Below are 26,270 nucleotides of genomic sequence, written 5' to 3'. Positions count from 1 at the left end.
GTTGTCTCTGATTATCAGGATGGCAACGCAGCGCTCTTGCGACTCGCCGCCGCCGTCACCGCATAACCAATCAATGCCGCCAATATCGACCCGGTCAAAATCCCCATCCGATCCATCCCGGCGTATTCACTGACACCCGGCTCAAACGCCAGGGAGCCGACAAACAGGCTCATGGTGAAGCCGATGCCGCAGAGGATTGCCACGCCCAATACCTGGCCCCAGTTGGCGCCTTGGGGCAGGGCGGCGATGCCGATTTTCACGGCCAGCCAGGTCAGGCCGAAGACGCCAAGGGTTTTGCCCAGCAGCAGGCCGACCGCAATGCCCATCGGCACGTGGTGGGTGAAGCTTTCGACGGTCACGCCACTCAGGGACAGGCCGGCGTTGGCGAAGGCGAACAGCGGCAGGATGCCGTAGGCCACCCATGGATGCAGGGCGTGTTCGAGGGTCAGCAGCGGCGAAGTTTCGGCGTTTTTCGTGCGCAGCGGAATGCAGAAGGCCAGGGTCACACCGGCCAGTGTCGCGTGGACACCGCTCTTGAGCACGCAAACCCAAAGGATCAGGCCGATGATCATGTACGGCCCGAGCTTGACCACTCCGAGCCGGTTCATCGCGATCAGTGCCACGATGCACGTCGCGGCCAGAGTCAGCGAAAGGGTCGAGAGCGTACCCGAGTAGAAGATCGCAATGACGATGATTGCGCCGAGGTCGTCAATGATCGCCAAAGTCATCAGAAAAAGCTTCAGCGACACCGGTACCCGCTTACCCAGCAGGGCCAGTACGCCGAGGGCGAAGGCGATGTCGGTGGCCATCGGGATGGCCCAGCCACCCAAGGCTGCCGGGTCTTCGCGGTTCAGAAACCAGTAGATCAGCGCCGGCACCACCATGCCGCCAATCGCCGCCGCACCGGGCAGGACGATTTGCGACGGCTTCGACAGTTGACCGTCAAGGACTTCGCGCTTCACTTCCAGCCCGATCAGCAGGAAGAACAGGGCCATCAGGCCGTCGTTGATCCACAGCAGCGCCGGTTTGGCGATTTGCAGCGCGCCGACCTGCGCCACTACCGGAGTGTCCAGAAAACTGCTGTAAAGCCACGACAGCGGGGAATTGTTGATGATCAAAGCCAGGGCCGCAGCGGCGATCAATAACAGTCCGCTGGCAGCTTCCAACTGGAAGAAACGCGTGAAAGTGCTACGCAGAGGCAAGGTCGCTCTCCATCGATGAATTCAAAAGGTGGCACACCCTAACCCGTACCGTTAGTTGTTAAAACAAAAGTTATATTCTTTTTTGTTATATGCCGTTACAACGTGAACGACCGGCAGGGACCTGAGCCTAGCAGTTGTCCGGCGTATTGAACCTCAGCTGTACCTGTGCGGGATGTAGGTTTTTTCCTAAGCTTGTTAGCTGAGCCTTGCAACAAGGCCGACTCAACGAGAAAACCACCATGAGCGACAATCGACAGTGGGCCCGCGAAGCCATCCGGATCATCGAAGCCGACTTCCAGCGCAGCGCCGACACCCACCTGATTCCCTTGCCGCTGCCGGGTTTTCCGGGCATCGAGTTGTATTTCAAGGATGAGTCCAGCCATCCCACCGGCAGCCTGAAGCACCGCTTGGCGCGCTCGCTGTTTCTGTATGCGCTGTGTAACGGCTGGCTCAAACCCGGGGCGCCGGTGATTGAAGCGTCCAGCGGTTCGACGGCGATTTCCGAGGCGTACTTCGCAAGTTTGCTGGGCTTGCCGTTCATTGCGGTGATGCCGGCGACCACCTCCAAAGAGAAGATTGCGCAGATCGCTTTCTACGGCGGCAAGAGTCACTTGGTCGACGATCCGACCCAGATCTACGCCGAATCCGAGCGGCTGGCCCGCGAACACGATGGACATTTCATCGACCAGTTCACCTATGCCGAGCGCGCTACCGACTGGCGGGCGAACAACAACATCGCCGAGTCGATCTTCCATCAGATGCGTTTCGAGAAACATCCCGAGCCGAGCTGGCTGATTTCCAGCCCCGGCACCGGCGGCACCACCGCGACGCTGGGCCGTTACGTGCGTTACCGCCAACATTGCACCCGCGTGCTCTGCGCCGATGCCGAGCGCTCGGTGTTCTTCGATTACTACCAGACCGGCGACGCCAGTCTGCGCCTGGATTACGGTTCACGGATTGAAGGCATTGGCCGGCCTCGGGTAGAAGCGTCGTTCCTGCCCAAAGTGATCGATGCGATGGTCAAAGTGCCGGACGCGTTGTCGCTGGCGGCCATGCATTACCTGGCGCTGCGTTTGGGACGTCGGGTCGGCGGGTCGAGCGGGACCAACCTGATTGGCGCCTTGATGGCGGCCCAGCAGATGGCGGCGGCGGGGGAGTCGGGGTCGATCGTGGCGATTTTGTGTGATGGCGGCGAGCGTTATGCCGACACCTATTACGATCAGGCCTGGCTCAAGGCCCAGGGGTATGAGTTGAGTGGTTTGATGGATGCGGTGGCGGGGAGTGTTGAGCGCGGCGAGCCGCTGCCGGCCACCGTTCTGCGCGCCAACATCTGACGTGATGATCGTTCCCACGCTCTGCGTGGGAATGCCTCACCGGACGCACTGCGTCCGCTTTTGGGACGCGGAGCGTCCCTGGCTGCATTCCCACGCGGGGAACGATCATCTTGGTGTCAGACCTCGAGGCCGAGGATGTCGCGGGCAACCGCTTCTGCAATCCGAATCCCATCGACACCCGCCGACAGAATTCCGCCCGCATAACCCGCGCCTTCACCCGCCGGGAACAAGCCTTTCACGTTCAGGCTCTGCATCGACTCGTTACGGGTAATCCGCAATGGCGAGGACGTGCGTGTCTCGATCCCGGTCAACACCGCGTCGTGCAGCGAGTAACCGCGAATCTGCTTCTCGAACGCCGGCAACGCTTCGCGAATCGCTTCGATGGCGAACGCCGGCAAGGCCAACGCCAAATCACCCAAGGCGACCCCTGGTTTGTAGGACGGTTCTACGCTGCCCAACTCGGTGGACGGCTTGCCGGCAATGAAGTCGCCGACCAGTTGCGCCGGCGCTTCGTAGTTGCTGCCGCCCAGCACAAACGCGTGGGATTCCAGGCGTTCCTGCAACTCGATACCCGCCAGCGGGCCGCCCGGATAATCGACTTCCGGGGTGATCCCGACGACGATCCCGGAGTTGGCGTTGCGCTCATTACGCGAGTACTGGCTCATGCCGTTGGTGACCACGCGACCCGGCTCGGAGGTCGCCGCCACCACGGTGCCGCCCGGGCACATGCAGAAGCTGTAGACCGAACGTCCGTTGCTGGCGTGGTGCACCAGTTTGTAGTCCGCAGCCCCGAGTTTCGGGTGGCCGGCGTACTTGCCCAGACGCGCGCGGTCGATCAGCGACTGCGGGTGTTCGATGCGGAAACCCACCGAGAACGGTTTGGCTTCCATGAACACGCCACGGCCGTGGAGCATGCGGAAAGTGTCGCGGGCGCTGTGACCGAGGGCCAGAATCACGTGTTTCGAATGGATCTGCTCGCCGCCATTGAGCTCGACGCCGACCAGTTGGCCGTCCTCGATCAACACGTCGGTAACGCGCTGCTGGAAGCGCACTTCGCCACCCAGCGCACGAATCTGCTCACGCATGTTTTCCACAACACCGGTCAGGCGGAACGTACCGATGTGCGGCTTGCTGACGTAGAGAATTTCTTCCGGCGCACCCGCTTTTACGAACTCGTGCAGGACTTTGCGACCGATGAATTTCGGGTCCTTGATCTGGCTGTAGAGCTTGCCGTCAGAGAACGTCCCCGCGCCACCTTCACCGAACTGCACGTTGGATTCCGGGTTAAGCACGCTTTTACGCCACAGACCCCAAGTGTCCTTGGTGCGCTGACGCACTTCGGTGCCGCGCTCGAGGATGATCGGCTTGAAGCCCATTTGCGCGAGTAGCAGTCCGGCGAAAATCCCGCACGGGCCGAAACCCACGACGACAGGACGTTGCTCAAGATCAGCCGGCGCCTGGCCGACCGGTTTGTAGCTGACATCCGGCGCCACGTTGACGTTACGGTCATCGGCGAATTTGTGCAGCACCGCCGCCTCATCGCGAACGTTGAGGTCGATGGTGTAGATGAAGCACAGTTCGGAGGACTTTTTGCGCGCATCGTAGCTGCGCTTGAACAAGGTGAAGTCGAGCAGGTCATCACTGGTGATGCCCAGGCGCTGCACGATGGCAGGGCGCAGGTCTTCTTCGGGATGGTCGATCGGCAGCTTGAGTTCGGTGATTCGTAACATGACAGGATCCGGTTCGCGGGGCGCACAACTGCGCCAAGGCGTTTGAAGCCCGCGATTATAAGCCTCAAAGAATGATTCCCGTGAGGCTAAAACGATCAGTCGTTACGCGATCCGCCGAAATACCCGCAGCCACGCTGAACCTGGCCGTCGACGCGCAGTTCGGCGCTCATATGCTGGACACTTCCGGTGGTGCTGTCGACGCAACGTTGCGGTGCGACCCACAGTTCGATGTGCTGGTTATTGGCTTCGGTGCTGAGGTTGAAGCGGCCATCGCCCAGTTGCTCTTCAACGTAGGGCACGGCCAATGGCGGCTGACCGGCGCGCTCGATGACCATGCCTTTGCCGCTGACTTTCACGTTCCACTCAGGCCCATGGCCGGCGGCGCGCAGGATAAGCACTTTGAAGTTCGGATCGTTGCACGCGGTGCCCGAGCGCTCGACACGGTACAGCTGCGCAAGATCGAGGCGGCTGTCGACGATTCGCCCGCGCACGTCGGCGAACAGCTTGCCCTGGGCATCGGCCAGGGTCGCGGCCTCTTGCAGGACGCTGGTGCCGCCGGTGTCGTTGACCACATAACTGCGTTGTTCATTGCACGGCTGGAACTGCAACTTGCCGTCCGCCGCGGTCAACTGGCCTTGCATGCGGGTCTGGCCCACGTGGGAGGCATTTTCACGCGGGCCATCCAGCAAATTGCAGGCAGCGAACAATGGAAGCAGGGCAACAAGGACTAAGGAACGGGCAACACGCATCTTTGGCTCTCCAGACAAGTGCCGCCACGTTACTCAGCCTGACCGTTCATCACAAGGGTTTAGCCCACGTGAAAGGTCTGACCTGTTTGCAGGCCCTCGACGCTTTTGGCGTAGGCCAATGCCACATCCACCGCAGGAACTGGCTTGTAGCCACGGAAATACGGCGCATAACTGCCCATGGCTTCGACCAGCACGGTCGGGCTGATGGAGTTCACACGCAGACCGCGGGGCAGTTCGATGGCCGCCGCTCGCACGAAGCTGTCCAGCGCACCGTTGACCAGCGCTGCCGAGGCACCGCTGCGAATCGGGTCGTGGCTGAGCACCCCGGTGGTGAAGGTGAATGAGGCGCCGTCATTGGCGAATTCGCGACCGATCAGCAGCAGGTTGACCTGGCCCATCAGCTTGTCTTTCAGGCCCAGGGCGAAGCTTTCTTCGGTCATTTCATCCAGCGGCGCGAAGGTCACGTTGCCGGCGGCGCAGACCAGGGCGTCGAACTTGCCGGTTTGCTCGAACAGCTTGCGGATCGAAGCGCTGTCGCTGATATCGACATGGAAATCGCCGCTGTTACGGCCGATGCGGATGACTTCGTGACGTTGGGACAGCTCCTTGTCGACTGCCGAACCGATGGTACCGCCTGCGCCTATCAAAAGAATTTTCATCGTGCTGTTCCTCGAAGTGGTTGAACGAGGTTGAAGTCTAGAGTGGTTTTTTCCATTGATAAGCGCGCTAATAGGCAACCTTTGGTTTTCTAATGGAAACAATCCATGAGCGAAATGGATGATCTGGCGGCGTTCGCAGTGTTGATCGAAGCAGGGAGTTTCACCCTGGCGGCGCAGCAGCTGGGGTGCAGCAAGGGGCAGTTGTCCAAGCGTATAAGCTTGCTGGAAACGCGTTTTTCAGTGGTGCTGCTGCAACGCACCACCCGCCGTTTGAGCCTGACCGCTGCGGGTGCGGCGCTGTTGCCGCAAGCCCAGGCGCTCGTAGTCCAAGTCGAGAGGGCGCGTCAGGCATTGGCGCGGTTGAAGGACGACATGGCCGGGCCGGTGCGTATGACGGTTCCGGTATCGCTGGGGGAAACCTTCTTCGATGGCTTGTTGCTGGAGTTCTCTGGCAAATATCCCGAGGTGCAGATCGAGCTGGACCTGAGCAACAGCTACCGTGATTTGTCCCGCGACGGGTTTGATCTGGCGGTTCGCTCCGAGGTGGGCAATGACGAGCGCCTGGTGGCCCGGCCGCTATTAGCCTGGCACGAAATGACCTGCGCCAGCCCGGCTTACCTTGAGCAATACGGCGAACCGATGACGCCTCAAGCACTCGCTGAACACCGCTGTCTGCTCAACAGTCACTACAGCGGTCGCGAAGAGTGGCTCTATCACCAGCAACACGAATTGTTGCGGGTGCGAGTCTCGGGACCGTTCGCCAGCAACCATTACAGCCTGCTGAAGAAAGCGGCACTGGCTGGCGCTGGCATTGCGCGGTTGCCGTCCTACCTGCTGCAAGCGGAATTGGCTGACGGACGTTTGCGCTGGCTCCTGCGTGACTATCAGACCCGCCGCATGCCGATGTACCTGGTTCACCCGTATCAGGGCGGTTTGCCGAAGCGTACACAGGTGTTGGCGGATTACCTGATCGGCTGGTTCAAGCGCAGCGGTGAAGCGCTGGATCGGCTCCAACGATAAGTCTCGTGGTCCACGCAAACCTCTGAGCTGCCGAAGGCTGCGATCTTTTGACTTTGACTTTGACTTTTTTCAGGCCGCCGAACATCGAGAGCAAGATCAAAAGATCGCAGCCTTCGGTAGCTCCTACAGGGGATTTTCATCGTTACTGAGTTTGTGTAAGGCACAAAAAACGGCCCGAAGGCCGTTTTTTGTTTACCGCGAAGACTCAACCACCCAAGTACGCTTCACGTACTTTCGGGTCGGTCAGCAGCGCTTCCCCAGTGCCTGTCATCACCACCCGGCCGTTCTCCAGAACGTACGCACGGTCAGCGATTTTCAGCGCCTGGTTGGCGTTCTGCTCCACCAAAAACACCGTCACGCCATCTTTACGCAGCTGTTCGATGATGTCGAAGATCTGCTGGATGATGATCGGTGCCAGGCCCAACGAAGGTTCGTCGAGCAGCAACAGTTTGGGTTTGCTCATCAGCGCACGGCCGATGGCGAGCATTTGCTGTTCGCCGCCGGACATGGTGCCGCCGCGTTGGGCGAAGCGTTCTTTCAGGCGTGGGAAAAGTCCGAGAACCTTGTCCATCTGTTCCTGATAATCGCCCTTGTCGGTGAAGAAACCGCCCATGGCGAGGTTCTCTTCCACAGTCAGACGGGCAAACACCCGACGACCTTCCGGAACCACGGCGATGCTCTTGCGCATGATCTGCGCCGAGGTCTGCCCCACGAGCTCTTCACCCATGTACTTGATGCTGCCGCTGTGGGCTTGCGGCGAACCGCAAAGCGTCATCAGCAAGGTGGATTTGCCCGCGCCGTTGGCACCGATCAGGGTGACGATTTCGCCCTGACGGATTTCCACGTTGACGCTGTGCAGGGCCTGGATCTTGCCGTAGAAGGTGGAAACGTTTTCGAATTGCAGCATTTACGCTTCCCCCAGGTAGGCTTTGATCACTTCGGGATTGTCGCGGATCTGTTCCGGCGTGCCATCGGCCAGAGGCGTGCCCTGGTTGATCACGACGATGTGGTCGGAAATGCTCATGACCAGTTTCATGTCGTGTTCGATCAGCAGCACGGTGACGTTGTGCTCTTCACGCAGCATGCTGATCAGCGCCTTCAGGTCTTCGGTTTCCTTCGGGTTCAGGCCGGCGGCCGGTTCGTCGAGCATGAGGATCCGCGGGCGGGTCATCATGCAGCGAGCGATTTCCAGACGACGTTGCTGACCGTAGGCCAGGGTGCCGGCCGGACGGTTGGCGAACGCCTTGAGGTTGACCTTTTCCAGCCAGTACTCGGCGAACTCCATGGCTTCGCGTTCGCTCTTGCGAAACCCTGGCGTCTTGAACAGGCCCGCCAGGAAGTTGGTGTTCAGGTGACGGTGCTGGGCGATCAAGAGGTTCTCGACCGCCGTCATGTCCTTGAACAACCGCACGTTCTGGAAGGTGCGCACTACGCCTTTGAGGGCAATCTTGTGGCCGGGCAGGCCTTCGATCGGCTCGCCGTCCAGCAGGATGCTGCCGCCACTCGGCTGGTAGAAACCGGTCAGGCAGTTGAACACGGTGGTCTTGCCGGCGCCGTTGGGACCGATCAGTGCCACGACCTGTTTTTCCTTCACGCTCAGGGCTACGCCGTTGACCGCCAGCAAGCCGCCGAAGCGCATGCTCAGATTTTCGACTTTAAGGATCTCGCGGCTCATTTGCGCAGCTCCATGTGGGGGCGTTGCATAGGCAGCAGACCTTGAGGACGCCAGATCATCATCAGCACCATCAAGGCGCCGAACATCAACATGCGGTATTCACTGAACTCACGCATCATTTCCGGCAACAGGATCATCACCGTGGCGGCGAGTACGACGCCCAGTTGCGAGCCCATGCCACCCAGCACCACGATGGCGAGGATGGTCGCCGACTCGATGAAGGTGAACGACTCCGGTGTCACCAGGCCCTGACGCGCGGCGAAGAAGCTGCCGGCGAAACCGGCGAAGCACGCACCGAGAGTAAAGGCGGAGAGCTTGATGACGGTAGGATTGAGACCCAACGCACGGCAGGCGATTTCGTCTTCACGCAACGCTTCCCAGGCACGGCCCAGCGGCATGCGCAGCAAGCGGTTGATGACGAACAGGGCGAACAGCGCCAGCAATAGCGCAACCAGGTAAAGGAAGATCACCTTGTTGATCGAGTTGTATTCCAGGCCGAAGTACTCGTGGAAGGTCTGCAGGCCTTCAGCGGCTTTACGTTCGAAGGTCAGGCCGAAGAACGTCGGTTTCTCGATGTTGCTGATGCCGTTCGGACCACCTGTGAGGCCGGTCAGGTTACGCAGGAACAGACGGATGATTTCACCGAAGCCCAGCGTCACGATCGCCAGATAGTCACCGCGCAGCCGCAGGACCGGGAAGCCGAGCAGGAAGCCGAAAGTGGCCGCCATCAGGCCGGCGATCGGCAGGCAGATCCAGAAGCTCAGACCGTAGTAGTGCGACAGCAGCGCATAGCTGTAGGCGCCGACGGCATAGAAACCGACGTAACCGAGGTCGAGCAGTCCGGCGAGGCCGACCACGATGTTCAGGCCCAGGCCGAGCATCACGTAGATCAGCACCAGCGTGGCGATATCCACCGCACCGCGGGAGCCAAAGAACGGCCAGACCAGCGCACCGATGATCAACGCGATGATGATCCAGCGCTGAGTGGTCGGCAGGGTCAGGAACGTACTGGCCTTGGCCGGCATCACCGGCATGTTTGGCGAGGATTTCCAGGCCGAGCTGATCTGCTGGTCGAACAACACCCGCAGGAACATCAGCACCGAGCACACGGCGATGGTGATCAGCGTTGCAGTGCTGGTGCCATGGACTTCGAGGTTGATGCCGACAATGGTCAGTTTCAGACCGAGTACCGGGTAGGCAACGGCCCACACCAGCAAGGCGCTGAACAACGCCTGTTTAAGATTCCTAGTCATACTTTTTCAACCTCCGGACGGCCCAACAGGCCGGTTGGCCGGAACAACAACACCAGAACCAATAGACCGAACGCCACGACGTCCTTGTACTGGTCGCCGAAGATATCGGCACCAAAGGCTTCCGCCACCCCAAGCACGATCCCGCCGAGCATGGCTCCGGGGATGCTGCCGATACCGCCCAGTACCGCTGCGGTGAAGGCCTTGAGGCCGACCAGGAAACCGGCATTCGGGTTGATCACGCCGTATTGCATGCTCAGCAACACAGCCGCGATGGCTGCCAGTGCGGCACCGATGACGAAGGTCAGGGCGATGATGTTGTTGGTGTTGATACCCAAGAGGTTGGCCATCTTGATGTCTTCGGCACAGGCACGGCAGGCGCGACCCAGGCGAGAGCGGGAGATGAACATCGTCAGGCCGAGCATGGCGACAAAGGTCACCACGAACACCACGATTTGCATGTAGGAAATCAGCACTTCTTGTGCGCCACCTGGCCCGATGGAGAAGTTGCCGGGGATCAGGTTGGGGATGGATTTGTCCTTGGAGTCTTGCGCCAGCAGAACCGTGTTCTGCAGGAAGATCGACATGCCGATGGCGGAAATCAGCGGGATCAGACGGTTGCTGCCGCGCAATGGGCGGTAGGCGATCCGTTCGATGCTGTAACCGTAGGCACTGGTCACGACGATGGTCGCGAGAAAAGCGGCGGTCATCAACAGCGGAACACTGTCGAGTCCCATCATGGACAGGCCCGCAATGGCGATGAACGCCACGTAGGAACCAATCATGTACACCTCGCCGTGGGCGAAGTTGATCATTCCAATGATGCCGTAAACCATCGTATAGCCGATGGCGATCAGGGCATACGTGCTGCCAATGGTCAGACCATTAACCAGCTGTTGGAAAAAGTGATAGATGTCAGGCATTACAGCGCTCCTAAAAACCTGATACGCATTTCACTGGTGGAGTCATTTTCCCGCTCGAGCCCCGTGGATCTGCATCCACTTCGAACGCGAGGTTTGCCAGCGAACCGCTGATGACGGTTTTGAGATTTTCAGGTGGGGAGACTGGCGGATCACGCCAGCGCGGCCCAATACGTTCGTAAAACAAAGCCCACGGCACGCCGTGGGCTTTATTGGCAGTCAGTCAGGCAACGCCTTACTGAGGCTTGGCTTCAGTTTTAGGTTTACCGAAGTGCCACTCGTAAACCACAAATTTGAAGTCTTTCAGGTCGCCCTTGGCGTCGAAGCTCAGGTCGCCAGTCGGAGTCTTGAAGGTGCCTGCGTGGATGGCTTCAGCCACTTTGGCAGCGTCTTCGCTCTTGGCAGCCTTGATACCGTCGGCAATCACGGTCACAGCCGAGTAGGCCGGGAACACGAACGGACCGCTCGGGTCTTCTTTCTTGGCTTTGAACGCATCAGCCAGGGCGACGTTGGCCGGATCCTGGTCGAAGGATTTCGGCAGGGTTACCAGCAGACCTTCGGAAGCGTCTTTGGCGATCTGCGAAATGGAGTCGTTACCCACGCCTTCCGGACCCATGAACTTGGCTTTCAGGCCTTTTTCCTGGGCTTGACGCAGGATCAGACCCAGCTCCGGGTGGTAGCCGCCGTAGTAGACGAAGTCGACGTTGGCTTGCTTGAGCTTGGAGATCATCGAAGAGAAGTCTTTGTCGCCGGCGTTGATGCCTTCGAACACGGCAACCTTGACGTTTTTGCCTTCCAGGGTTTTCTTCACGGCGGTGGCGATGCCTTCACCGTATTGCTGTTTGTCGTGCAGAACAGCAACGATTTTCGGTTTTACGAAGTCGGCAATGTAGTTACCGGCGGCAGGGCCCTGGGCGCTGTCCAGACCGATGGTGCGGAACACCATTTTGTAACCACGGGAAGTGATGTCCGGGCTGGTGGCAGCCGGGGTGATCATGATCACGCCTTCGTCTTCGTAAATGTCCGAAGCCGGTTGAGTGGAGCTGGAGCACAGGTGACCGACCACGAACTTGACGCCGTCGTTGACGACTTTGTTCGCGACCGCTACCGCTTGTTTTGGATCACAGGCGTCATCGTATTCAACGGCTTCTAGTTTCTTGCCGTCTACGCCGCCTTTGGCGTTGATCTGTTCGATGGCCATTTTGGCGCCACTGAACTGCATGTCGCCGTATTGGGCTACAGGGCCGGTTTTAGGGCCGGCGATGCCGATCTTGATGGTGTCAGCTGCGAACGAATGGCTGGCAACCCCGGCCAGAACCATAGCGGCAAACAGTTTGGAAATCTGCTTAGTAGCCTTAGTCATAGTGCTCCACTCTTACTGTTGTAGTTTTTATAGTCCTGGCGCCGTAGCAGCAGAACCGGGTCAGATATCTTCGATATCCTCCGGAAAATGCCCCCGGCAACTGTACCGGTACAGTGTAGAGCGCCAATTGTTAGCCTGGGAAGCTGGCGCCAGGGGGCAAAATCAGAGGGTGTCGCTTTATTGAAAGAAAAAGACAGAATGGCGGCGGGGGTTATAGCTGAAATATCAGCAATCCTTGGCTTTCCTGCTGTTTTCAATCGGTAACTCAATTGCATCCGGGTTTTTCTGCCAGACCACCAACGTTATGATTACGTCGATTTCTTTTCCGGACAGGACCCATGACTCAAGAACCTAGCACCCTCTATGCCAAGCTGCTTGGTGAAACCGCATCTATTACCTGGAAGGAGCTGGAGCCGTTCTTCGCCAAGGGTGCCCTATTGTGGGTCGACCCCGGTCTGGATTTGATTGCTGCAGCGGAAGCAGTAGCGACTGACGAAGGCGAGAAAGTGGCTGCCTGGCTGGCCGCCGACAAGGTCGCCAAGCTGTCTGAAACGCGGGCGCTGGATCTTTTCGAACGTGATCCGGAACTGTGGGCAGTGGTCGTTTCGCCGTGGATTCTGATCCAGGAAAGGGCGACGAGCTGAAGGTTTGCACTTTATTGGTGCGCGACCTTGTCGGGCAAAAGTGTGTAGCCGAGTAGCGTGATGGCATGTTGCCGTAGAGAAAGGCCACAGAAGGGTCTTGGCGAGGGTGACGTAAACGTAACGGGAACAGTTTATTGCGCAGCCTTATGGCTGCTTAATTGTTTCTGAATATGATCATTCCCACGCTCTGCGTGGGAATGCAGCCCGGGACGCTCTGCGTCCCAAAGCGGACGCAGAGCGTCCATTGAGGCATTCCCACGCAGAGCGTGGGAATGATCGACAGCAGGTGAGTTAAGCGGTCTTGCCGGTATGGTTATTCAGCGAAATAACCTTGGTCTTGCCAATGCGATGACGGTAGATCTCGCGCAAGTACTTGATCGACTTCTTCACGCAGTCCCGGGACAGACGAATGTCATTGATCGAGACGAACTTGTCTTTGTCATTGATCAACTCGCGGTACTTCTTCTCGTACATCGGTTTGATCGCGTACCAGTTGGTGTCGAGGATCTTCGCCGGGTTCTCGAATTCATTAAGCAGCTCGTCGATCCGGTCTTCGTCGAACTCTTCATTAATGATGAAGTCCAGGATCGAGTTATCCAGGGTTTCGTCAAAACGGTACGGGTTTTTCGCAAAGCAACGCTTAATGAAGGCCACGATCAGGGTCAGGAAATCGTCCGACAGGCACGGGCTCTTGGCGATCAGGGTGGTCAACGACAAGTTGGCCGAGGCGCCGATGACCAGCGCATAACGCTTGAGCGTGGTGTTCGGGAACAGGCTGTTGAGGTGGGTCTTCAACCGGTTCAAGTCCATGTAGGACAGCTTGTAGTCTTTGGGCAGCGAAACAATCGAGACCACCGACGAGCAGTTCTTGAAGAAGTGCAGGTCGTGCAACGCGGCCGCGTCATACCCCGAATTCTTGTACTGCTCCAGCGAGGCGCGATAGCGCTTGGACTCGATCGGCAACAGGCTGATGCCTTCGATCGCCTGGGTCACTTTGTTGAAGTGCGGCAAGTCGATGGAGCGGAAGAACAGGTCGTCGATGTTCAGGCGCTGAGGTTCTTTCTCGAACACTTTGAACTTGTCGCTGCTCGGCGGTGGAGTTTCCGGCACCACGGACTCGGCGTAGGCAATCGCCACCGGGCCGGCCAGACTCATGAACAGGTCGTTGGCGTCCAGGCGAATGGTTTCGCCAATGTCGATGCCGGCGCGACGGAAATAGTTCTGGTCGTAGTCGGTGGTAACCGCCTGAGCCGTCAGAATGTTGAAGATCTGCTGTGAGATGTATTGGTTGGCGTGCTTTTCCATCGCGTTGACGTCGATGTTCTGGATGTTGCCGTCATCGCTTTCTTCGGCGTAACGCATGATGTCGTTGGAGATCAGCATCATGGCGTTCCATGGGCGGATACGGCCCATGACGCTGGCTTCGCTGCTGTCTTCGTTGGCGAAGTTGTAGGAGAAGTCCCACTCTTCCGACAGGTATTTGCACAGCAGGCGGCCGGCGTTGATGTGCAACGCCTCAGACATTTCGCTGCGGTGATCGGAAATGTTCGGCAACACGCAAATGCCGCTGGTGAAGATCGGCTCGAAGACGAAGGAATGACCGCTCTTGCCGTCGTGTTCGTCCATCGGTTTGGTATCGAACGTCTTGTTCATGTACGAGTGCTGCTGGGCCAGGCCGAATTCCGAGGCCATGCCCGAACCGGTACCGCCGCCGGCACTGAAGATCGAGAAGTACAGGCGCGACTGGTTGGCCTTGATCCCGCAGCTGTCGATCAGGTACGAGTGAATCATCTTCCAGTCAGGGCTGGAGAAACGCTGGGTGTCCTTGTTCAGGATGATCTTGGCCAGGTATTGGCCGAGGATCGGCGCGTTACCGGCGCCACCGGCGTGGACTTCCGACAAGTCCATGATCTTCATTTTGCTGTAGTCGCGCAGGAAACCGCTTTTTTCGCCTTTACGCGAGAAACGGATGCGGCCGGCGATGTCTTTGTCCAGGTCACCGAGCATGACCAGCGGTTCTACCAGGAACACTGGTTTGGTGGCCTTGTTCGGGCCCAGGCGCAGGTTATTGCGAATCCACTGTGCCGGGCTGTAACCCTTTTCGGCGAAGCGCTTGTCCGGCGACAGGCGATCTTCGTTATTGAATTCGTTGAGGTAGAACTTGCGGGCGTTGTACACCAGCTCCGCGACGTCCAGCGCGATGTTCGAACCGCAGCGGCCCAGGCCGATCAGGCACACCGACGGGAATTCCTGATCGCTGTGCTGTTCGCTGTCGCCTTCCAGATGTGGTGGGCGCGGGAACACCATGTCGCGCAGACCGTCGAGATTATCGAGGATGCGATCGGTATTGGTTTCGGTGAAGTACAGGTATTGCTGAGTCGATAACGGGCGCGATGGCGTCAATGGCTTCGATGGTGCGGGGCTGTTTGCCGCGGGGTTCAACGTCAGATCGGATATCGCAGTGGCCGGATTGTTTTTAGAAGTCATTGTGCGCCATGTACCTGGGCTGGTTGGTTGAGCGACACGATGTCGACGAACCATCACGGATGGGATCTCGCGTCTTTTTTCAGCGCGTATTTGGCCCAAGCGTCAGGGCCTTGGCCTGAGCATCGCTCGGGGGAATCCTTTCCTAAGTCATGATGAATCGGCCAATATTCGATGATCTTTAATCAAAAGGAGGCCAAATGATGGCAATGTTACCTTCGCTCGGGTTTGCCGGGGTCGGCCTCATGGGCTTGCCGATGTGCCGGCGACTGCTGGCAGCGGGTTATCCGCTGACGGTGTGGAACCGCAATCCAGCCAAGTGCGCGCCGCTGGTCGAGGCCGGTGCACGACAGATCGCCACGCCGGCGGAGCTGTGCCAGCACGCCGACGTGGTGATGTTGTGCCTGGCGGACACGTCGGTGGTTCGTGAGGTGGTGTTTGGCGCGGCAGGGATTGCGCAAGGTGCGAAAAGCGGTCAACTGCTGGTGGATTTTTCCAGCCTGGAACCTGCCGCGACGCGGGAAATGGCGACAGCACTGGTCAGCCAAACCGGCATGAGCTGGCTGGATGCACCAGTGTCTGGCGGAGTGGTCGGCGCCGAGGCCGGTAGCCTGGCGATCATGGTGGGCGGTGAAACGGCGGATCTTGAGCGCGTCAGGCCAGTGCTGTTGAGCCTCGGCCAGCGCGTGACCCACATGGGCGCCGTCGGAGCGGGGCAGGTGACCAAGGCCTGCAATCAGATGATCGTCGCCTGCAATGCGCTGGTGATCGCCGAAGTGGTGGCGTTGGCCGAGCGTTCCGGGGTGCAGGCCAGCCTGATCGCAGAGGCTCTGGCAGGCGGGTTTGCCGATTCAAAGCCCTTGCAGATCCTGGGGCCGCAAATGGCCGAAAGCCGTTTCGAACCGGTGAAATGGCATGTGCGCACGCTGCTCAAGGACCTCGACACCGCGGTGAAGTTTTCCCGTGAGCAAGGCTCGGCCACGCCGATCAGTGGACTGGCCGCACAACTGATGCGCCTGCATGGGGGCCAGGGTTTTCTGGAAAAAGATCCGTCGACATTAGTGCAGTTGTACCGCGAACCAGACTCAAAGGGCTGACAGTGTGCGAGTGCTTGCGCTGGTTGATTTCGCTCAGCACGGGACGCAATTGCGCCAGCGGTACCGGACGACTGAGCAGGTAGCCCTGCACGAAGTCGCAGCCGTTACGCTCCAGAAACTCGTATTGCTCAAGGGTTTCGACGCCTTCGGTCACCACCTGCAAATGCAGCGTGTGGGCCATGACGATGATCGCTTGAACGATTTCCATGTCCTGGGTGGCCTTGGGAATGTCCTGGATGAACGAGCGGTCGATCTTCAGCGTGTTGAGGGGCAGCCGTTTGAGATAGGCCAGTGATGAGTAGCCGGTGCCGAAGTCATCAATCGACAGCGACACGCCGAGGGCACGAATCTGGCGCAGCAACACCAGCGTATCGGCGATGTTGCCCATCAGCGCATTTTCGGTCACTTCCAGTTCCAGCCGCTGCGGCGCCACTCCGGCGACCCGCAGGGCGTGTTCGATTTCATCGGCCAATTCTTCGCGCGCCAGGTTCAGGGGCGAGCAGTTCACGGCGATATGGAGTTCTTCGCAACCCTGACGCGACAACTCGCCCAGATCCTCACAGGCTTTGCGCAGGACCCAGTTGTCCAGTTCGGCGATCAGGCCGTTGGCCTCGGCGATGGCAATGAACCGGTCCGGTGCCAGCAGTCCGTGAACCGGATGTTGCCAGCGGACCAGCGCTTCAAGCTTGCTGACTTGAGCGTTTTTCAGGTCATAGATCGGTTGGTAATAGAGCATCAGTCCAGTGTTTTCGCGCAGGGCGTGGCGCAGTTCTTCTTCCAGTTGCAGTTCCAGCGTCGCGCGGGTTTTCAGGTCTTCGCTGAAGAAATTCAGGCCGTTGCGCCCGCTGTCCTTGGACTGATACAGCGCCAGGTCAGCGTTTTTCAGCAACTCTTCACAGGTCTTGCCATCTTGCGGAAACAAGCTGATACCAATACTGGTGGTCATGACCATGCGCCGCCCGGACAGCTCGATGGGCTCCTTCATTTTCGCCATGATGCGCTGGGCCATGTGCCGCGCTTCATCACGATCATGCAGGCCGATGAGGATGCAAAACTCGTCGCCTCCGAAGCGCGCAACCACATCGTCGTGGCTGCGCACCGAACACTTTATGTGGTTGGACAGGACTTTCAGCAATTCGTCGCCGGCATCATGACCGAGGCTGTCGTTGATCCGCTTGAAATGGTCGATGTCCAGGAACAGCACCGCCAGCATGCCGCCTTCGTTGGTTTTCTCGATGAGTTTCTCGGCAAAAATCTGGTTGAAGCCACGACGGTTGATCAGGTTGGTCAGGGGGTCGTAGTGCGCCACCTGTTGTAACGACATCCTCGCCTGGTCCAGTTGACTGAGCAGGGCGTTGACCCGTTGCAGGTCGCTCTCCTTGTTTTGCAGCTTCTTGTCGGCCAGTGCTGCGCTGATGCTGCTGCCGATGATCAGCAGCGTCATGACCGCCACCGTCAGACCCAGTTGTAGATGATTGTTTTCGGCGGGCAGCGGCTGGAGGCTGTCGGCGGGCAGCACCAGATTGAGCGCCGCCATGCCCGTGAAGTGCATGCTGACGATGCCGGCCCCGAGCACCAGGCTGGCGATGTATTTGAGTAGTTGATGTAACACACCGCTGCCTTCGCGCAGGTAACTGGAAATCAACAATGCGGCCAGGCTTGCGCCAATCGCGATCACGATGGAGAGGGCAAACAGGGCGGGTTGGTAATAGGCCGTCGCATTCGAACGCATGGCGGCCATGCCTACGTAGTGCATGGTCGCGATGCCCAGGCCTATCCACACGGCGGCACGCAAGTATTGCCAGAAATTCAGATGAGGATGGCTGAGGGTATGCATCGCCAGCCACGAGGCCGTCAGCGCGAACAACAGTGAGATCAGAGTAATGGGCAGCTGGTAATGGATTTCGATCGGCGCCTGGAACGCCAGCATGCTGATGAAGTGCATGGCCCAGATACCGCCCGCCAGACACCCGGCACCGACCCAGCACCAGATACGTTGGGACGCTGATTTTTCTGCATGGCGAACCCGTTCGGTTATGTCCAGCGTGGCGAAGCCGGCCACACAGGCAACCACGTAGGCCAGTAACACCAGAAAGGGGTTATGTGCGCAATTGAGTATGACCTGCCCGGTCTCTGGCAGTTGGGTAGTGAAATATAAAGCAGGCCACTCCATCGTACGCCCCGCATCCATCTTTCTGGCCGACACCATGAACCTGGTGATTGCGTTGGAGTATAGGTGCCATGCACAGAGTGCAAGCGGTAGTGGCATATTGATCTTAATGATTTTGGAATGAGCAGCTGAATGTTTAGAAGTAAAATGTTACATGGGCGGTGCCTCATTACATGGGGCGCTATCACCTTTACGAATAATTACAGACAGCTCTGGCGGGCCTGACTAGATTGCAGGTTCCGGGCTCGGATGCGTTGGCAGTGAAGCCCCAATAACAATAAAAGAGACGGACCCATGCAGAACTCGACCCAAGCGGCGAATGCCTGGCGCATTCTGTTCCTGCTGTTCCTGGCCAACCTGTTCAACTTCTTCGACCGCACCATTCCAGCCATCATCATCGAACCGATCCGCATGGAATGGCACCTCAGCGACTTTCAGCTGGGGATCATCGGTACCGCATTCACCCTCGTTTATGCCATTGCCGGCCTGCCTCTGGGGCGGATGGCCGATACCGGTTCGCGCAGCAAATTGATGGGCTGGGGCCTGGCGGCGTGGAGCGGGCTGACGGCAGTCAACGGACTGGTGGGGAGTTTCTGGGCTTTCCTGATCGTGCGCATGGGTATCGGCATCGGTGAAGCCAGTTACGCACCGGCCGCCAACTCGCTGATCGGCGACCTGTTCCCGGCCCACCGCCGGGCACGGGCGATGGGTATCTTCATGCTGGGGCTGCCGTTGGGGCTGCTGCTGGCGTTCTTCACCATCGGCGCGATGGTCAAGGCCTTCGACAGCTGGCGCGCGCCGTTCTTTATCGCGGCAGTGCCGGGGCTGATCCTGGCGATCTTCATGTTCTACATCAAAGAACCGAAACGCGGCGCCGCAGAGAGTGTGCAAGTCTCGCAAGAACGCGTAGACCGGCCGATCCGTCGGGTGCTGGCGGTGCCGACTTTCCTGTGGCTGGTGATGGCGGGGCTGTGCTTCAACTTCGCCACGTATGCCTGCAACTCGTTTCTGGTGCCGATGCTGCAGCGCTATTTCCTGATGCCGTTGCAGGAAGCGGCGGTGGCGACCGGGGTAATCGTAGGCGTGACCGGGTTGTTCGGCCTGACACTGGGCGGTTGGGTGGCTGACAAGATTCACCAGCGGGTGGCCAATGGGCGACTGCTGTTTGCCGCATTCAGCTTGATCATCTCGACGGTGTGCACGGCTTGGGCGCTGCATTCCGGGCGGATCGAGATCGGGGTATTTGTGGCGGTATTCAGTGTGGGCTGGTTGTTTGCCTACAACTTCTACACCTGCGTTTACACCGCCATTCAGGACGTAGTCGAGCCGCGCTTGCGAGCTACGGCCATGGCGCTGTTCTTTGCCGGGTTGTATTTGCTGGGTGGTGGTTTGGGACCGGTGGTGGTGGGCGCATTGTCCGACCACTTTGCGCATACGGCGATGCTCTCGGCCGGTGCTGAACAGATGACCGAGGCGTTCAAGGCTGTCGGCTTGCATGACGCGATGTATTTGATCCCGGTGGCGCTGTTTTTCACCATGGTGTTTCTGTTCCTGGCTTCGCGGTGTTTTGTGCGCGATGCCAAGCGGATGAAGGAAGGGTTGGTGGCGGTGGTTGAGCCGCAGACTTCGGCGGTCACTGCGTAACGATCGTTCCCACGCTCCGCGTGGGAATGCCGCAAGGGACGCTCCGCGTTCCAGCTCTCGAAAGGGACGCAGAGCGTCCCGGGCTGCATTCCCACGCGGAGCATGGGAACGATCAGCACTATAAAAACTCATGTGAAAAAAAGGCCCGCATCGCTGCGGGCCTTCTTTATTAGCAGGGTGGAGCAGGGGAGTTAACCCGCCACCAACACCCGAATCGCTTCCAGTCGCAGCGCAGCCTTATCGAGCATGGCCAGGCCTTGCTCGCGTTGCTTGCGCAGAGCAACCAGTTCGCTGTCACGCACGGTCGGGTTGACCGCTTGCAACGCGGTCAGGCGCGCCAGTTCTTCGTCGGTGTCGGCGGCCAGACGACGCTGCGCCTCAGCCACGCGCTCGGCGTGACGCGGGAAGATCTTCTCTTCGCCGGCGTTGATCCGTGGCGTCAGCTGATCGCGCTGGGCCTGGATGAACTTGTTGGCGCTGGCACGCGGCACGCTTTCCAGCTGATCGTTAAGGGTTTCGAACGAGACCCGGGCCGACAGGTCATTACCGTTGGCGTCGAGCAGGCAGCGCAGGGCGGCCGGTGGCAGGTAACGGCCCAATTGCAGCGAGCGCGGGGCAACCACTTCGCTGACGTAGAGCAGTTCCAGCAACACGGTGCCAGGTTTCAGCGCCTTGTTCTTGATCAGCGCCACGGCGGTGTTGCCCATGGAACCGGACAAGACCAGGTCCATGCCGCCCTGAACCATCGGGTGTTCCCAGGTAATGAACTGCATGTCTTCGCGAGACAGCGCCTGGTTGCGGTCGTAAGTGATAGTCACGCCTTCGTCGTCGCCCAGCGGGAAGCTGGCGTCGAGCATTTTTTCGCTCGGCTTGAGGATCAGCGCGTTTTCCGAATGGTCTTCGCTGTCGATGCCGAACGCGTCGAACAGGGTTTCCATGTAGATCGGCAGGGCGAACTGGTCGTCTTGCTCAAGGATGTCCTCGACCAGCGCATCACCTTCGCCAGCGCCGCCGGAATTGAGTTCCAGCAAGCGGTCGCGGCCGGTGTGCAACTCGGCTTCCAGACGCTCGCGCTCGGCGCGGGCCTCATCGATCAGCGCTTGCCACTCGCCGTCATCGGCATTTTCCAGCAGCGGCAGCAGGCGCGAGCCGAACTGATGCTGCAGGGCGTTGCCGGTCGGGCAGGTGTTGAGGAACGCGTTCAATGCTTCGTGGTACCACTGGAACAGACGCTCTTGCGGGCTGGTTTCCAGGTACGGCACGTGCAGTTCGATGATGTGCTTCTGGCCGATCCGGTCCAGACGACCGATACGCTGCTCCAGCAGGTCCGGGTGCGACGGCAGATCGAACAGCACCAAGTGGTGCGAGAACTGGAAGTTGCGACCTTCACTGCCGATTTCCGAACAGATCAGCACTTGCGCGCCAAATTCTTCGTCGGCGAAGTAGGCGGCGGCGCGGTCACGCTCAAGGATGTTCATGCCTTCGTGGAAAACCGTGGCCGGGATGCCGGAACGTACGCGCAGGGCGTCTTCCAGGTCCATGGCGGTTTCAGCGTGGGCGCAGATCACCAGCACTTTGGTGCGCTTGAGCATCTTCAGCGTGTCGATCAGCCACTCGACGCGCGGGTCGAATTTCCACCAGCGTTCTTCTTCGTTGGCGTCCGGCTGGGCCTGGAAGCTGACTTCCGGGTACAGCTCGGCGTGATCGCCCAGCGGCAGTTCGAGGTATTCGTCGGGGCATGGCAGCGGGTACGGGTGCAGTTTGCGCTCCGGAAAACCCTGCACGGCGGCGCGGGTGTTGCGGAACAGCACGCGGCCGGTGCCGTGACGGTCGAGCAGTTCGCGAACCAGACGGGCGCTGGCTTCGATGTCGCCATCGTTAACCGCCGCCAGCAAGGCTTCGCCTTCGTTGCCGAGGAAACCGTGAATGGTCTTGTGCGCTTCAGGCGACAGGCGCCCCTTGTCCAGCAACTCCTGAACGGCTTCGGCCACCGGGCGATAGTTTTCGCTCTCGGCACGGAAAGCGTGCAGGTCGTGGAAACGGTTCGGGTCGAGCAGGCGCAGACGCGCAAAGTGGCTGTCCTGACCCAGTTGTTCCGGGGTCGCAGTCAGCAGCAAAACGCCGGGAATGACTTCTGCCAGTTGTTCAACCAGCGAATACTCAGGGCTGGCCTTGTCTTCGTGCCATACCAGGTGGTGCGCTTCGTCGACGACCATCAGGTCCCAACCGGCGGCGAACAGTGCGTCCTGGGCTTTCTCGTCTTCCACCAGCCACTCGAGTGCAACCAGCGCGAGCTGGGTGTCTTCGAACGGGTTGGCGGCATCGCTTTCGATGAAGCGTTCTTCGTCGAACAGCGCGACTTGCAGGTTGAAGCGGCGGCGCATCTCGACCAGCCACTGGTGCTGAAGGTTTTCCGGCACCAGGATCAACACGCGGTTGGCGCGACCCGAGAGCAGTTGGCGATGGATCACCAGACCGGCTTCGATGGTTTTGCCCAGGCCCACTTCGTCTGCCAGCAAAACCCGCGGCGCAATGCGGTCGGCGACTTCACGGGCGATGTGCAGCTGGTGCGCGATCGGTTGCGCACGCACGCCACCGAGCCCCCAAAGCGCGGACTGCAACTGGCGGCTGGTGTGTTCCAGGGTGTTGTAGCGCAGGGAGAACCAGGCCAGCGGGTCGATCTGTCCGGCGAACAAACGATCGCTGGCCAGACGGAACTGAATGAAGTTCGATAGTTGGGTTTCCGGCAGGGTAACCACTTCGTTATGCCCGTTGAGGCCGTGGTAAACCAGCAGGCCGTCGACGTCGTCGACTTCTTGTACGGTCAGTTTCCAGCCTTCGAAGTGAGTGATCGAGTCACCCGGCGAAAACCGCACGCGGGTGAGGGGCGCATTCCGTAGCGCGTACTGGCGAGTCTCGCCAGTGGCCGGGTAGAGCACGGTCAACAAGCGGCCGTCCTGTGCCAGAACGGTGCCTAAACCCAGCTCGGCTTCGCTGTCACTGATCCAGCGTTGCCCCGGTTGATACTGCTGCGCCATGCTGCCTGACTCCCACCTTGAAAAAGCGGGCTATCTTAACGGAATGAGGGCTTCAGGGCCAAAGGACTCTCATAAAAACTCGCAGTCTTACGTTAGTCCAACGATGCAGCGCTTGTGGGATGGGGCACCTATTCGTGCCAAACGGGTCACAGTTTGCGACCGATGGCTCAAGTCGCCATCCCCGCAGCCGACAGCCTGCTGACAGGAGACTAATAATTATGCTGCCACCGATGCTCCCCTTGAGTGCCGTGCCAATCACTTCACAGCAGGATCCGATTCGTCAGCGGCCGGATATTCCTCCCGTGGTGCCGGTGCAAGAAAGCTCCAACGAAAGCACCATCGACCTGCAGCAGCGCGATCCGGAAGAGGCGGCGTTTCAGCTGCGCGAGGAACAGCGCCGCAAACAGGAACAGCAAAGGCGTCGCCGCGAAGCCGATGAAGATCCTGAAGAGCACCTGGCGACTCCCGGTGACGAGCTCAACGCCGACAATACCGTGCCGGTGGCGCCATTGATGGAAGATCAGCCACGGCAGGGTTTGTGGGTCGATATCCAGATTTGAGCTCACGGCTGGTCAGCGCTGCCATCAGACCGCATTATTGGCACATCCTTGCCTGCAAATGCGGCAACTGAATTTCATTCCAAGCGATGCACTGAGCACCATGAGCCAAGACGACAAGCTGATCGACCTCAACGCCGAACGCGCCAAGCGGGTTCATGACCTTAATGAAAAGCGCCTGAACGAAGTACGCCAGGCGTTCGAGCAGGCCATGCCGTTGGGTAAAGCGAAGAAAAAGCCGAAGAACAAACCGAAAAAGCGTTGAAACACCCTGCATCGGTTGATGCAGGTCGGTTATTTCCCCTCCTTTACGCCCAGTCTCGGGCGACATTGATCCCGGTCAATTTCTTCTCCTGCCTGATTGGTTAACTTAGCCCCATCGCAACAAGGCAAGTGCAGGAGGCCAGTCATGTTTCTCGACAACGTGGTGATCGCCGGAGTGCTGACAGTCGGCCTCATGGTTCTGTTTTTTGCAGGGTTTGGATTTTTTATCTGGAAGGATTCGCAAAAGCGCAAACCGTAGGTCTTTCTGGAAGCAATGAGCACGCAAGGCATTTTGGGCAACTTCGGTTGCCCTTTTTTTGTGTCTGAAAATCTATCTATACCGAAATTCGGGCAATAAAAAGGCGCGAACCTCACGGAACGCGCCTTTTTTAGCAGCGATGTATCAGCTGCCCAGTGCCTTCGACGCCAGCCAGAACAGACCGGCCGACAGGGCCACTGTGGCTGGCAGGGTCAGGACCCAGGCCAGCAGGATGGTTCTGACGGTGCCACCTTGCAGGCCGCTTTTATTGGCGACCATGGTGCCGGCCACGCCCGAGGACAGGACGTGGGTGGTGGAAACCGGCAGGCTGAAGATGTTGGCCATGCCGATCAGGCTCGCGGTAGTGATCTGTGCCGACATGCCTTGGGAGTAAGTCATGCCCTGCTTGCCGATCTTCTCGCCGATGGTCAGAACCACGCGCTTCCAGCCCACCATGGTACCCAGGCCGAGGGCCAGGGCGACCGCCAGAATCACCCAGAACGGGGCGTATTCGGTGGTGGTGGTCAGGTCTTTGCGCAGCTTGTCCAGGTCAGCCTTTTCACGGGCAGCCAGGCCAGGCAGCTTGCTGACTTTTTTCGCCGTGTCGTCCAGGCAGAGCAGGTAGCGACGCACTTCGATGCGGCTTTCCGCCGGCAGCGAGTGGTAGTCCGCTACACCTTTAAGGGTGCCGAGCAGGGCGGTGATGGTCGGTTCGGTCTGTTGCGGATTGCAACGGAATTTCTCCGGCAGGTCACCTTCCACGCTTTTGCCCAGGGCCAGGAATTCACCCAGCGTATCGGCATTGCGCTTGTAGAACTGGCTCAGGTGCAGGGTCGCGTCGCGAGTCCGTTCGATCTGGTAGGTCGTGCTGCCCAAGTCGAGTACGAACTGCGCCGGAACGATACCGATCAGCACCAGCATGATCAGGCCGATACCTTTCTGGCCATCGTTGGAGCCATGCACGAAGCTCACGGCCATGGCCGAAATGACCAGCACCAGGCGGTTCCAGAACGGCGGGTGTTTCTTGTCATCGATCTTGCGGCGCTGTTCCGGCGTCTTGTGCATCTTCGACAGTGGACGCCACCATTTAAGGCCGATCAATATCAGAGCGGCGACCAGGAAGCCCGCCATTGGCGAGAACACCAGGGACGCACCGATATCAATTGCCTTCTGCCAGTTCACGCCATCAGCCAACGGAATATCGTTGATCAAGGCGTTGGCAAGGCCGACACCGAGGATCGAACCGATCAGCGTATGGGAGCTGGAAGCCGGGATACCGAAGTACCAGGTGCCCAGGTTCCAGGTGATGGCGGCGGCGAGCAGCGAGAACACCATGGCCAGCCCGTGACCGGTGTTCACATTGATCAGCAGTTCTACCGGCAGCAGGTGGACGATGGCATACGCCACGCCAACACCGCCCAGCAGCACGCCGAGAAAGTTGAACACACCGGAAAAGAACACCGCCAGATGAGGCGGCATGGCTTTGGTGTAGATAACAGTGGCCACCGCGTTAGCGGTGTCATGAAAGCCGTTGATGAACTCGAAGGCGAGGACAAAGGCCAGGGCGAGCAAGAGGCTCACAAGCACCCAAGCATCTAGTCCGCTGAATAAATCGATCATGAAGGTTTTCTGACCCGGTCGTAAGGGGGCGCGATTATGCCAGAAAAGACTGCTAATCGATGCACTAGGTGCTCATCGGTAACATTCTTCAACGAATTAATTTGTGGCAGCCGCCCAAGCCCCAGGTTTTTACTGGGTTTTGCAAGTCATTGAATTTATTTGAAAAGGCCGCAGCCACAAGGCGTCCTCTCGTAGGAGCAAGAGGTTTTACGCTTGCGTGAAATATTTGAAAAGAGGGCCAGACATGAGCCATTTGCCTCATCCAGGGGGTGAGGTGGCCGCTGCCCGCTGGTAGCGGGCGCGAAAGGCATCATCGATACATCCCGCTTTTAACGGATGCAGACGCAGACCCTTGAAAGAATTCAGGCCGAGGGCTTATGGCTCTTCGGCTTTGAGTTCCTTTTCCATTTTCTGCAATTCTTGAGTGAAAGCCTGATCCTGAACTGTGGCGCGTTTACGCCAGGGTTTGCGTTCCGGTTCGGGCTGAGCGGCGTAGGTGGTGACTTCCCCGCCGTAAACTTCCTTGTAACGTTGTTCCTGGCGCTCAAGTTCCGCGCGCAGTTCGTCTTTCGTCACAGTGCTACCTGATTG

Annotated in this window: 22 protein-coding genes; 8 read left to right on the top strand and 14 right to left on the bottom strand. The window is 59.0% G+C overall.

The genetic code is table 11. The annotated features are described in order from the left end of the window. Positions 1-14 precede the first annotated feature (14 nt). Positions 15-1,202, bottom strand: a complete 1,188-nt coding sequence (gene nhaA / locus ACMXYI_RS00320) for a Na+/H+ antiporter NhaA (protein ID WP_415770996.1) — start codon at positions 1,200-1,202, stop codon at positions 15-17. A 239-nt stretch (positions 1,203-1,441) separates the two neighbouring features. Between nhaA and ACMXYI_RS00315 the strand changes: the two genes are divergently transcribed. Then, positions 1,442-2,536 carry a PLP-dependent cysteine synthase family protein gene (locus ACMXYI_RS00315; RefSeq protein WP_415770995.1) on the top strand — a complete coding sequence of 365 codons (1,095 nt, stop codon included), beginning with the start codon at positions 1,442-1,444 and terminating at the stop codon, positions 2,534-2,536. 116 nt (positions 2,537-2,652) lie between these two features. On the opposite strand, the gene ACMXYI_RS00310 is transcribed toward ACMXYI_RS00315, so the two are convergent. The 3 genes from ACMXYI_RS00310 to ACMXYI_RS00300 all read right to left on the bottom strand — a co-directional run bounded on the left by ACMXYI_RS00310 (position 2,653) and on the right by ACMXYI_RS00300 (position 5,674). Next, on the bottom strand, positions 2,653-4,266 hold the full coding sequence (locus ACMXYI_RS00310; RefSeq protein ID WP_415770994.1) for an NAD(P)/FAD-dependent oxidoreductase: 1,614 nt from the start codon (positions 4,264-4,266) through the stop codon (positions 2,653-2,655). A 95-nt stretch (positions 4,267-4,361) separates the two neighbouring features. Further along, positions 4,362-5,015 carry a COG3650 family protein gene (locus ACMXYI_RS00305; protein ID WP_415770992.1) on the bottom strand — a complete coding sequence of 218 codons (654 nt, stop codon included), beginning with the start codon at positions 5,013-5,015 and terminating at the stop codon, positions 4,362-4,364. Between the two features lie 59 nt (positions 5,016-5,074). Next, on the bottom strand, positions 5,075-5,674 hold the full coding sequence (locus ACMXYI_RS00300; protein WP_415770990.1) for a short chain dehydrogenase: 600 nt from the start codon (positions 5,672-5,674) through the stop codon (positions 5,075-5,077). 105 nt (positions 5,675-5,779) lie between these two features. Here ACMXYI_RS00300 and ACMXYI_RS00295 point away from each other — a divergent pair, with 105 nt between their 5' ends. After that, entirely contained in the window at positions 5,780-6,694 is a 915-nt protein-coding gene (locus tag ACMXYI_RS00295; protein WP_415770989.1) for a LysR family transcriptional regulator, read from the top strand. A 205-nt stretch (positions 6,695-6,899) separates the two neighbouring features. Here ACMXYI_RS00295 and ACMXYI_RS00290 read toward each other — a convergent pair whose 3' ends face one another. From ACMXYI_RS00290 to ACMXYI_RS00270, 5 genes are all read right to left on the bottom strand, one after another. Continuing rightward, the gene (locus ACMXYI_RS00290; protein WP_046046223.1) at positions 6,900-7,601 is read right to left on the bottom strand and encodes an ABC transporter ATP-binding protein; all 702 of its coding nucleotides are present in this window, start codon (positions 7,599-7,601) and stop codon (positions 6,900-6,902) included. Next, entirely contained in the window at positions 7,602-8,369 is a 768-nt protein-coding gene (gene livG / locus ACMXYI_RS00285) for a high-affinity branched-chain amino acid ABC transporter ATP-binding protein LivG (protein WP_415770988.1), read from the bottom strand. It lies immediately after the preceding gene. Then, positions 8,366-9,622 carry a high-affinity branched-chain amino acid ABC transporter permease LivM gene (locus ACMXYI_RS00280; RefSeq protein ID WP_415770987.1) on the bottom strand — a complete coding sequence of 419 codons (1,257 nt, stop codon included), beginning with the start codon at positions 9,620-9,622 and terminating at the stop codon, positions 8,366-8,368. The genes livG and ACMXYI_RS00280 overlap by 4 nt, the downstream gene beginning before the upstream one ends. Beyond that, entirely contained in the window at positions 9,619-10,542 is a 924-nt protein-coding gene (livH, locus tag ACMXYI_RS00275; RefSeq protein WP_033059029.1) for a high-affinity branched-chain amino acid ABC transporter permease LivH, read from the bottom strand. The genes ACMXYI_RS00280 and livH overlap by 4 nt, the downstream gene beginning before the upstream one ends. A gap of 232 nt (positions 10,543-10,774) precedes the next feature. Further along, positions 10,775-11,902 carry a branched-chain amino acid ABC transporter substrate-binding protein gene (locus ACMXYI_RS00270; protein ID WP_150654892.1) on the bottom strand — a complete coding sequence of 376 codons (1,128 nt, stop codon included), beginning with the start codon at positions 11,900-11,902 and terminating at the stop codon, positions 10,775-10,777. Positions 11,903-12,240: 338 nt separating this feature from the next. Here ACMXYI_RS00270 and ACMXYI_RS00265 point away from each other — a divergent pair, with 338 nt between their 5' ends. Beyond that, positions 12,241-12,546, top strand: a complete 306-nt coding sequence (locus tag ACMXYI_RS00265) for a DUF2288 domain-containing protein (RefSeq protein WP_033059033.1) — start codon at positions 12,241-12,243, stop codon at positions 12,544-12,546. 291 nt (positions 12,547-12,837) lie between these two features. On the opposite strand, the gene ACMXYI_RS00260 is transcribed toward ACMXYI_RS00265, so the two are convergent. Continuing rightward, positions 12,838-15,033, bottom strand: a complete 2,196-nt coding sequence (locus ACMXYI_RS00260) for a hypothetical protein (RefSeq protein ID WP_415770985.1) — start codon at positions 15,031-15,033, stop codon at positions 12,838-12,840. Positions 15,034-15,230: 197 nt separating this feature from the next. Here ACMXYI_RS00260 and ACMXYI_RS00255 point away from each other — a divergent pair, with 197 nt between their 5' ends. Further along, entirely contained in the window at positions 15,231-16,127 is an 897-nt protein-coding gene (locus tag ACMXYI_RS00255) for an NAD(P)-dependent oxidoreductase (protein WP_415770983.1), read from the top strand. Here ACMXYI_RS00255 and ACMXYI_RS00250 read toward each other — a convergent pair. Continuing rightward, positions 16,018-18,300 (bottom strand): putative bifunctional diguanylate cyclase/phosphodiesterase, encoded by a 2,283-nt coding sequence (locus ACMXYI_RS00250; RefSeq protein WP_415770980.1) that lies wholly within the window; start codon positions 18,298-18,300, stop codon positions 16,018-16,020. The genes ACMXYI_RS00255 and ACMXYI_RS00250 overlap by 110 nt on opposite strands. 291 nt (positions 18,301-18,591) lie before the next feature. Here ACMXYI_RS00250 and ACMXYI_RS00245 point away from each other — a divergent pair, with 291 nt between their 5' ends. Continuing rightward, positions 18,592-19,941: a spinster family MFS transporter gene (locus ACMXYI_RS00245; protein WP_415770978.1), complete on the top strand. Its 1,350-nt coding sequence runs from the start codon at positions 18,592-18,594 to the stop codon at positions 19,939-19,941. Positions 19,942-20,132: 191 nt separating this feature from the next. Here ACMXYI_RS00245 and rapA read toward each other — a convergent pair whose 3' ends face one another. After that, positions 20,133-22,979 carry an RNA polymerase-associated protein RapA gene (rapA, locus tag ACMXYI_RS00240; RefSeq protein ID WP_415770976.1) on the bottom strand — a complete coding sequence of 949 codons (2,847 nt, stop codon included), beginning with the start codon at positions 22,977-22,979 and terminating at the stop codon, positions 20,133-20,135. Between the two features lie 218 nt (positions 22,980-23,197). Here rapA and ACMXYI_RS00235 point away from each other — a divergent pair, with 218 nt between their 5' ends. From ACMXYI_RS00235 to ccoM, 3 genes are all read left to right on the top strand, one after another. Further along, on the top strand, positions 23,198-23,539 hold the full coding sequence (locus ACMXYI_RS00235) for an aspartate-semialdehyde dehydrogenase (protein WP_415770974.1): 342 nt from the start codon (positions 23,198-23,200) through the stop codon (positions 23,537-23,539). Between the two features lie 100 nt (positions 23,540-23,639). Beyond that, positions 23,640-23,801: a hypothetical protein gene (locus ACMXYI_RS00230; RefSeq protein WP_008074569.1), complete on the top strand. Its 162-nt coding sequence runs from the start codon at positions 23,640-23,642 to the stop codon at positions 23,799-23,801. Positions 23,802-23,945: 144 nt separating this feature from the next. Next, on the top strand, positions 23,946-24,059 hold the full coding sequence (ccoM, locus tag ACMXYI_RS00225; protein ID WP_415770972.1) for a cytochrome c oxidase subunit CcoM: 114 nt from the start codon (positions 23,946-23,948) through the stop codon (positions 24,057-24,059). Positions 24,060-24,203: 144 nt separating this feature from the next. Here the strand turns inward: ccoM and ACMXYI_RS00220 are convergent, their stop codons facing one another. Continuing rightward, a complete protein-coding gene (locus ACMXYI_RS00220) occupies positions 24,204-25,679 on the bottom strand; it encodes an inorganic phosphate transporter (RefSeq protein ID WP_415770971.1) in 1,476 nt (491 codons plus the stop codon). A 375-nt stretch (positions 25,680-26,054) separates the two neighbouring features. After that, positions 26,055-26,255, bottom strand: coding sequence for a hypothetical protein (locus ACMXYI_RS00215; protein ID WP_007935837.1), 201 nt, complete (start codon positions 26,253-26,255; stop codon positions 26,055-26,057). Positions 26,256-26,270 lie beyond the last annotated feature (15 nt).

It is taken from the genome of Pseudomonas lyxosi, from assembly GCF_047758685.1.
Classification (GTDB): Bacteria; Pseudomonadota; Gammaproteobacteria; order Pseudomonadales; family Pseudomonadaceae; genus Aquipseudomonas; species Aquipseudomonas lyxosi.
Note: the sequence above shows the minus strand (reverse complement) of the source record. Positions and strands in the feature narration are given on the sequence as shown.

What these genes read in the sequence shown, in the direction of transcription:
- ACMXYI_RS00315 (WP_415770995.1), top strand. Translation starts at nt 1,442, where the DNA reads ATGAGCGACAATCGACAGTGGGCCCGCGAAGCCATCCGGATCATCGAA.
- ACMXYI_RS00310 (WP_415770994.1), bottom strand. Translation starts at nt 4,266, where the DNA reads ATGTTACGAATCACCGAACTCAAGCTGCCGATCGACCATCCCGAAGAA.
- ACMXYI_RS00305 (WP_415770992.1), bottom strand. Translation starts at nt 5,015, where the DNA reads ATGCGTGTTGCCCGTTCCTTAGTCCTTGTTGCCCTGCTTCCATTGTTC.
- ACMXYI_RS00300 (WP_415770990.1), bottom strand. Translation starts at nt 5,674, where the DNA reads ATGAAAATTCTTTTGATAGGCGCAGGCGGTACCATCGGTTCGGCAGTC.
- ACMXYI_RS00295 (WP_415770989.1), top strand. Translation starts at nt 5,780, where the DNA reads ATGAGCGAAATGGATGATCTGGCGGCGTTCGCAGTGTTGATCGAAGCA.
- ACMXYI_RS00290 (WP_046046223.1), bottom strand. Translation starts at nt 7,601, where the DNA reads ATGCTGCAATTCGAAAACGTTTCCACCTTCTACGGCAAGATCCAGGCC.
- livG (WP_415770988.1), bottom strand. Translation starts at nt 8,369, where the DNA reads ATGAGCCGCGAGATCCTTAAAGTCGAAAATCTGAGCATGCGCTTCGGC.
- ACMXYI_RS00280 (WP_415770987.1), bottom strand. Translation starts at nt 9,622, where the DNA reads ATGACTAGGAATCTTAAACAGGCGTTGTTCAGCGCCTTGCTGGTGTGG.
- livH (WP_033059029.1), bottom strand. Translation starts at nt 10,542, where the DNA reads ATGCCTGACATCTATCACTTTTTCCAACAGCTGGTTAATGGTCTGACC.
- ACMXYI_RS00270 (WP_150654892.1), bottom strand. Translation starts at nt 11,902, where the DNA reads ATGACTAAGGCTACTAAGCAGATTTCCAAACTGTTTGCCGCTATGGTT.
- ACMXYI_RS00265 (WP_033059033.1), top strand. Translation starts at nt 12,241, where the DNA reads ATGACTCAAGAACCTAGCACCCTCTATGCCAAGCTGCTTGGTGAAACC.
- ACMXYI_RS00260 (WP_415770985.1), bottom strand. Translation starts at nt 15,033, where the DNA reads ATGACTTCTAAAAACAATCCGGCCACTGCGATATCCGATCTGACGTTG.
- ACMXYI_RS00255 (WP_415770983.1), top strand. Translation starts at nt 15,231, where the DNA reads ATGATGGCAATGTTACCTTCGCTCGGGTTTGCCGGGGTCGGCCTCATG.
- ACMXYI_RS00250 (WP_415770980.1), bottom strand. Translation starts at nt 18,300, where the DNA reads ATGGAGTGGCCTGCTTTATATTTCACTACCCAACTGCCAGAGACCGGG.
- ACMXYI_RS00245 (WP_415770978.1), top strand. Translation starts at nt 18,592, where the DNA reads ATGCAGAACTCGACCCAAGCGGCGAATGCCTGGCGCATTCTGTTCCTG.
- rapA (WP_415770976.1), bottom strand. Translation starts at nt 22,979, where the DNA reads ATGGCGCAGCAGTATCAACCGGGGCAACGCTGGATCAGTGACAGCGAA.
- ACMXYI_RS00235 (WP_415770974.1), top strand. Translation starts at nt 23,198, where the DNA reads ATGCTGCCACCGATGCTCCCCTTGAGTGCCGTGCCAATCACTTCACAG.
- ACMXYI_RS00230 (WP_008074569.1), top strand. Translation starts at nt 23,640, where the DNA reads ATGAGCCAAGACGACAAGCTGATCGACCTCAACGCCGAACGCGCCAAG.
- ccoM (WP_415770972.1), top strand. Translation starts at nt 23,946, where the DNA reads ATGTTTCTCGACAACGTGGTGATCGCCGGAGTGCTGACAGTCGGCCTC.
- ACMXYI_RS00220 (WP_415770971.1), bottom strand. Translation starts at nt 25,679, where the DNA reads ATGATCGATTTATTCAGCGGACTAGATGCTTGGGTGCTTGTGAGCCTC.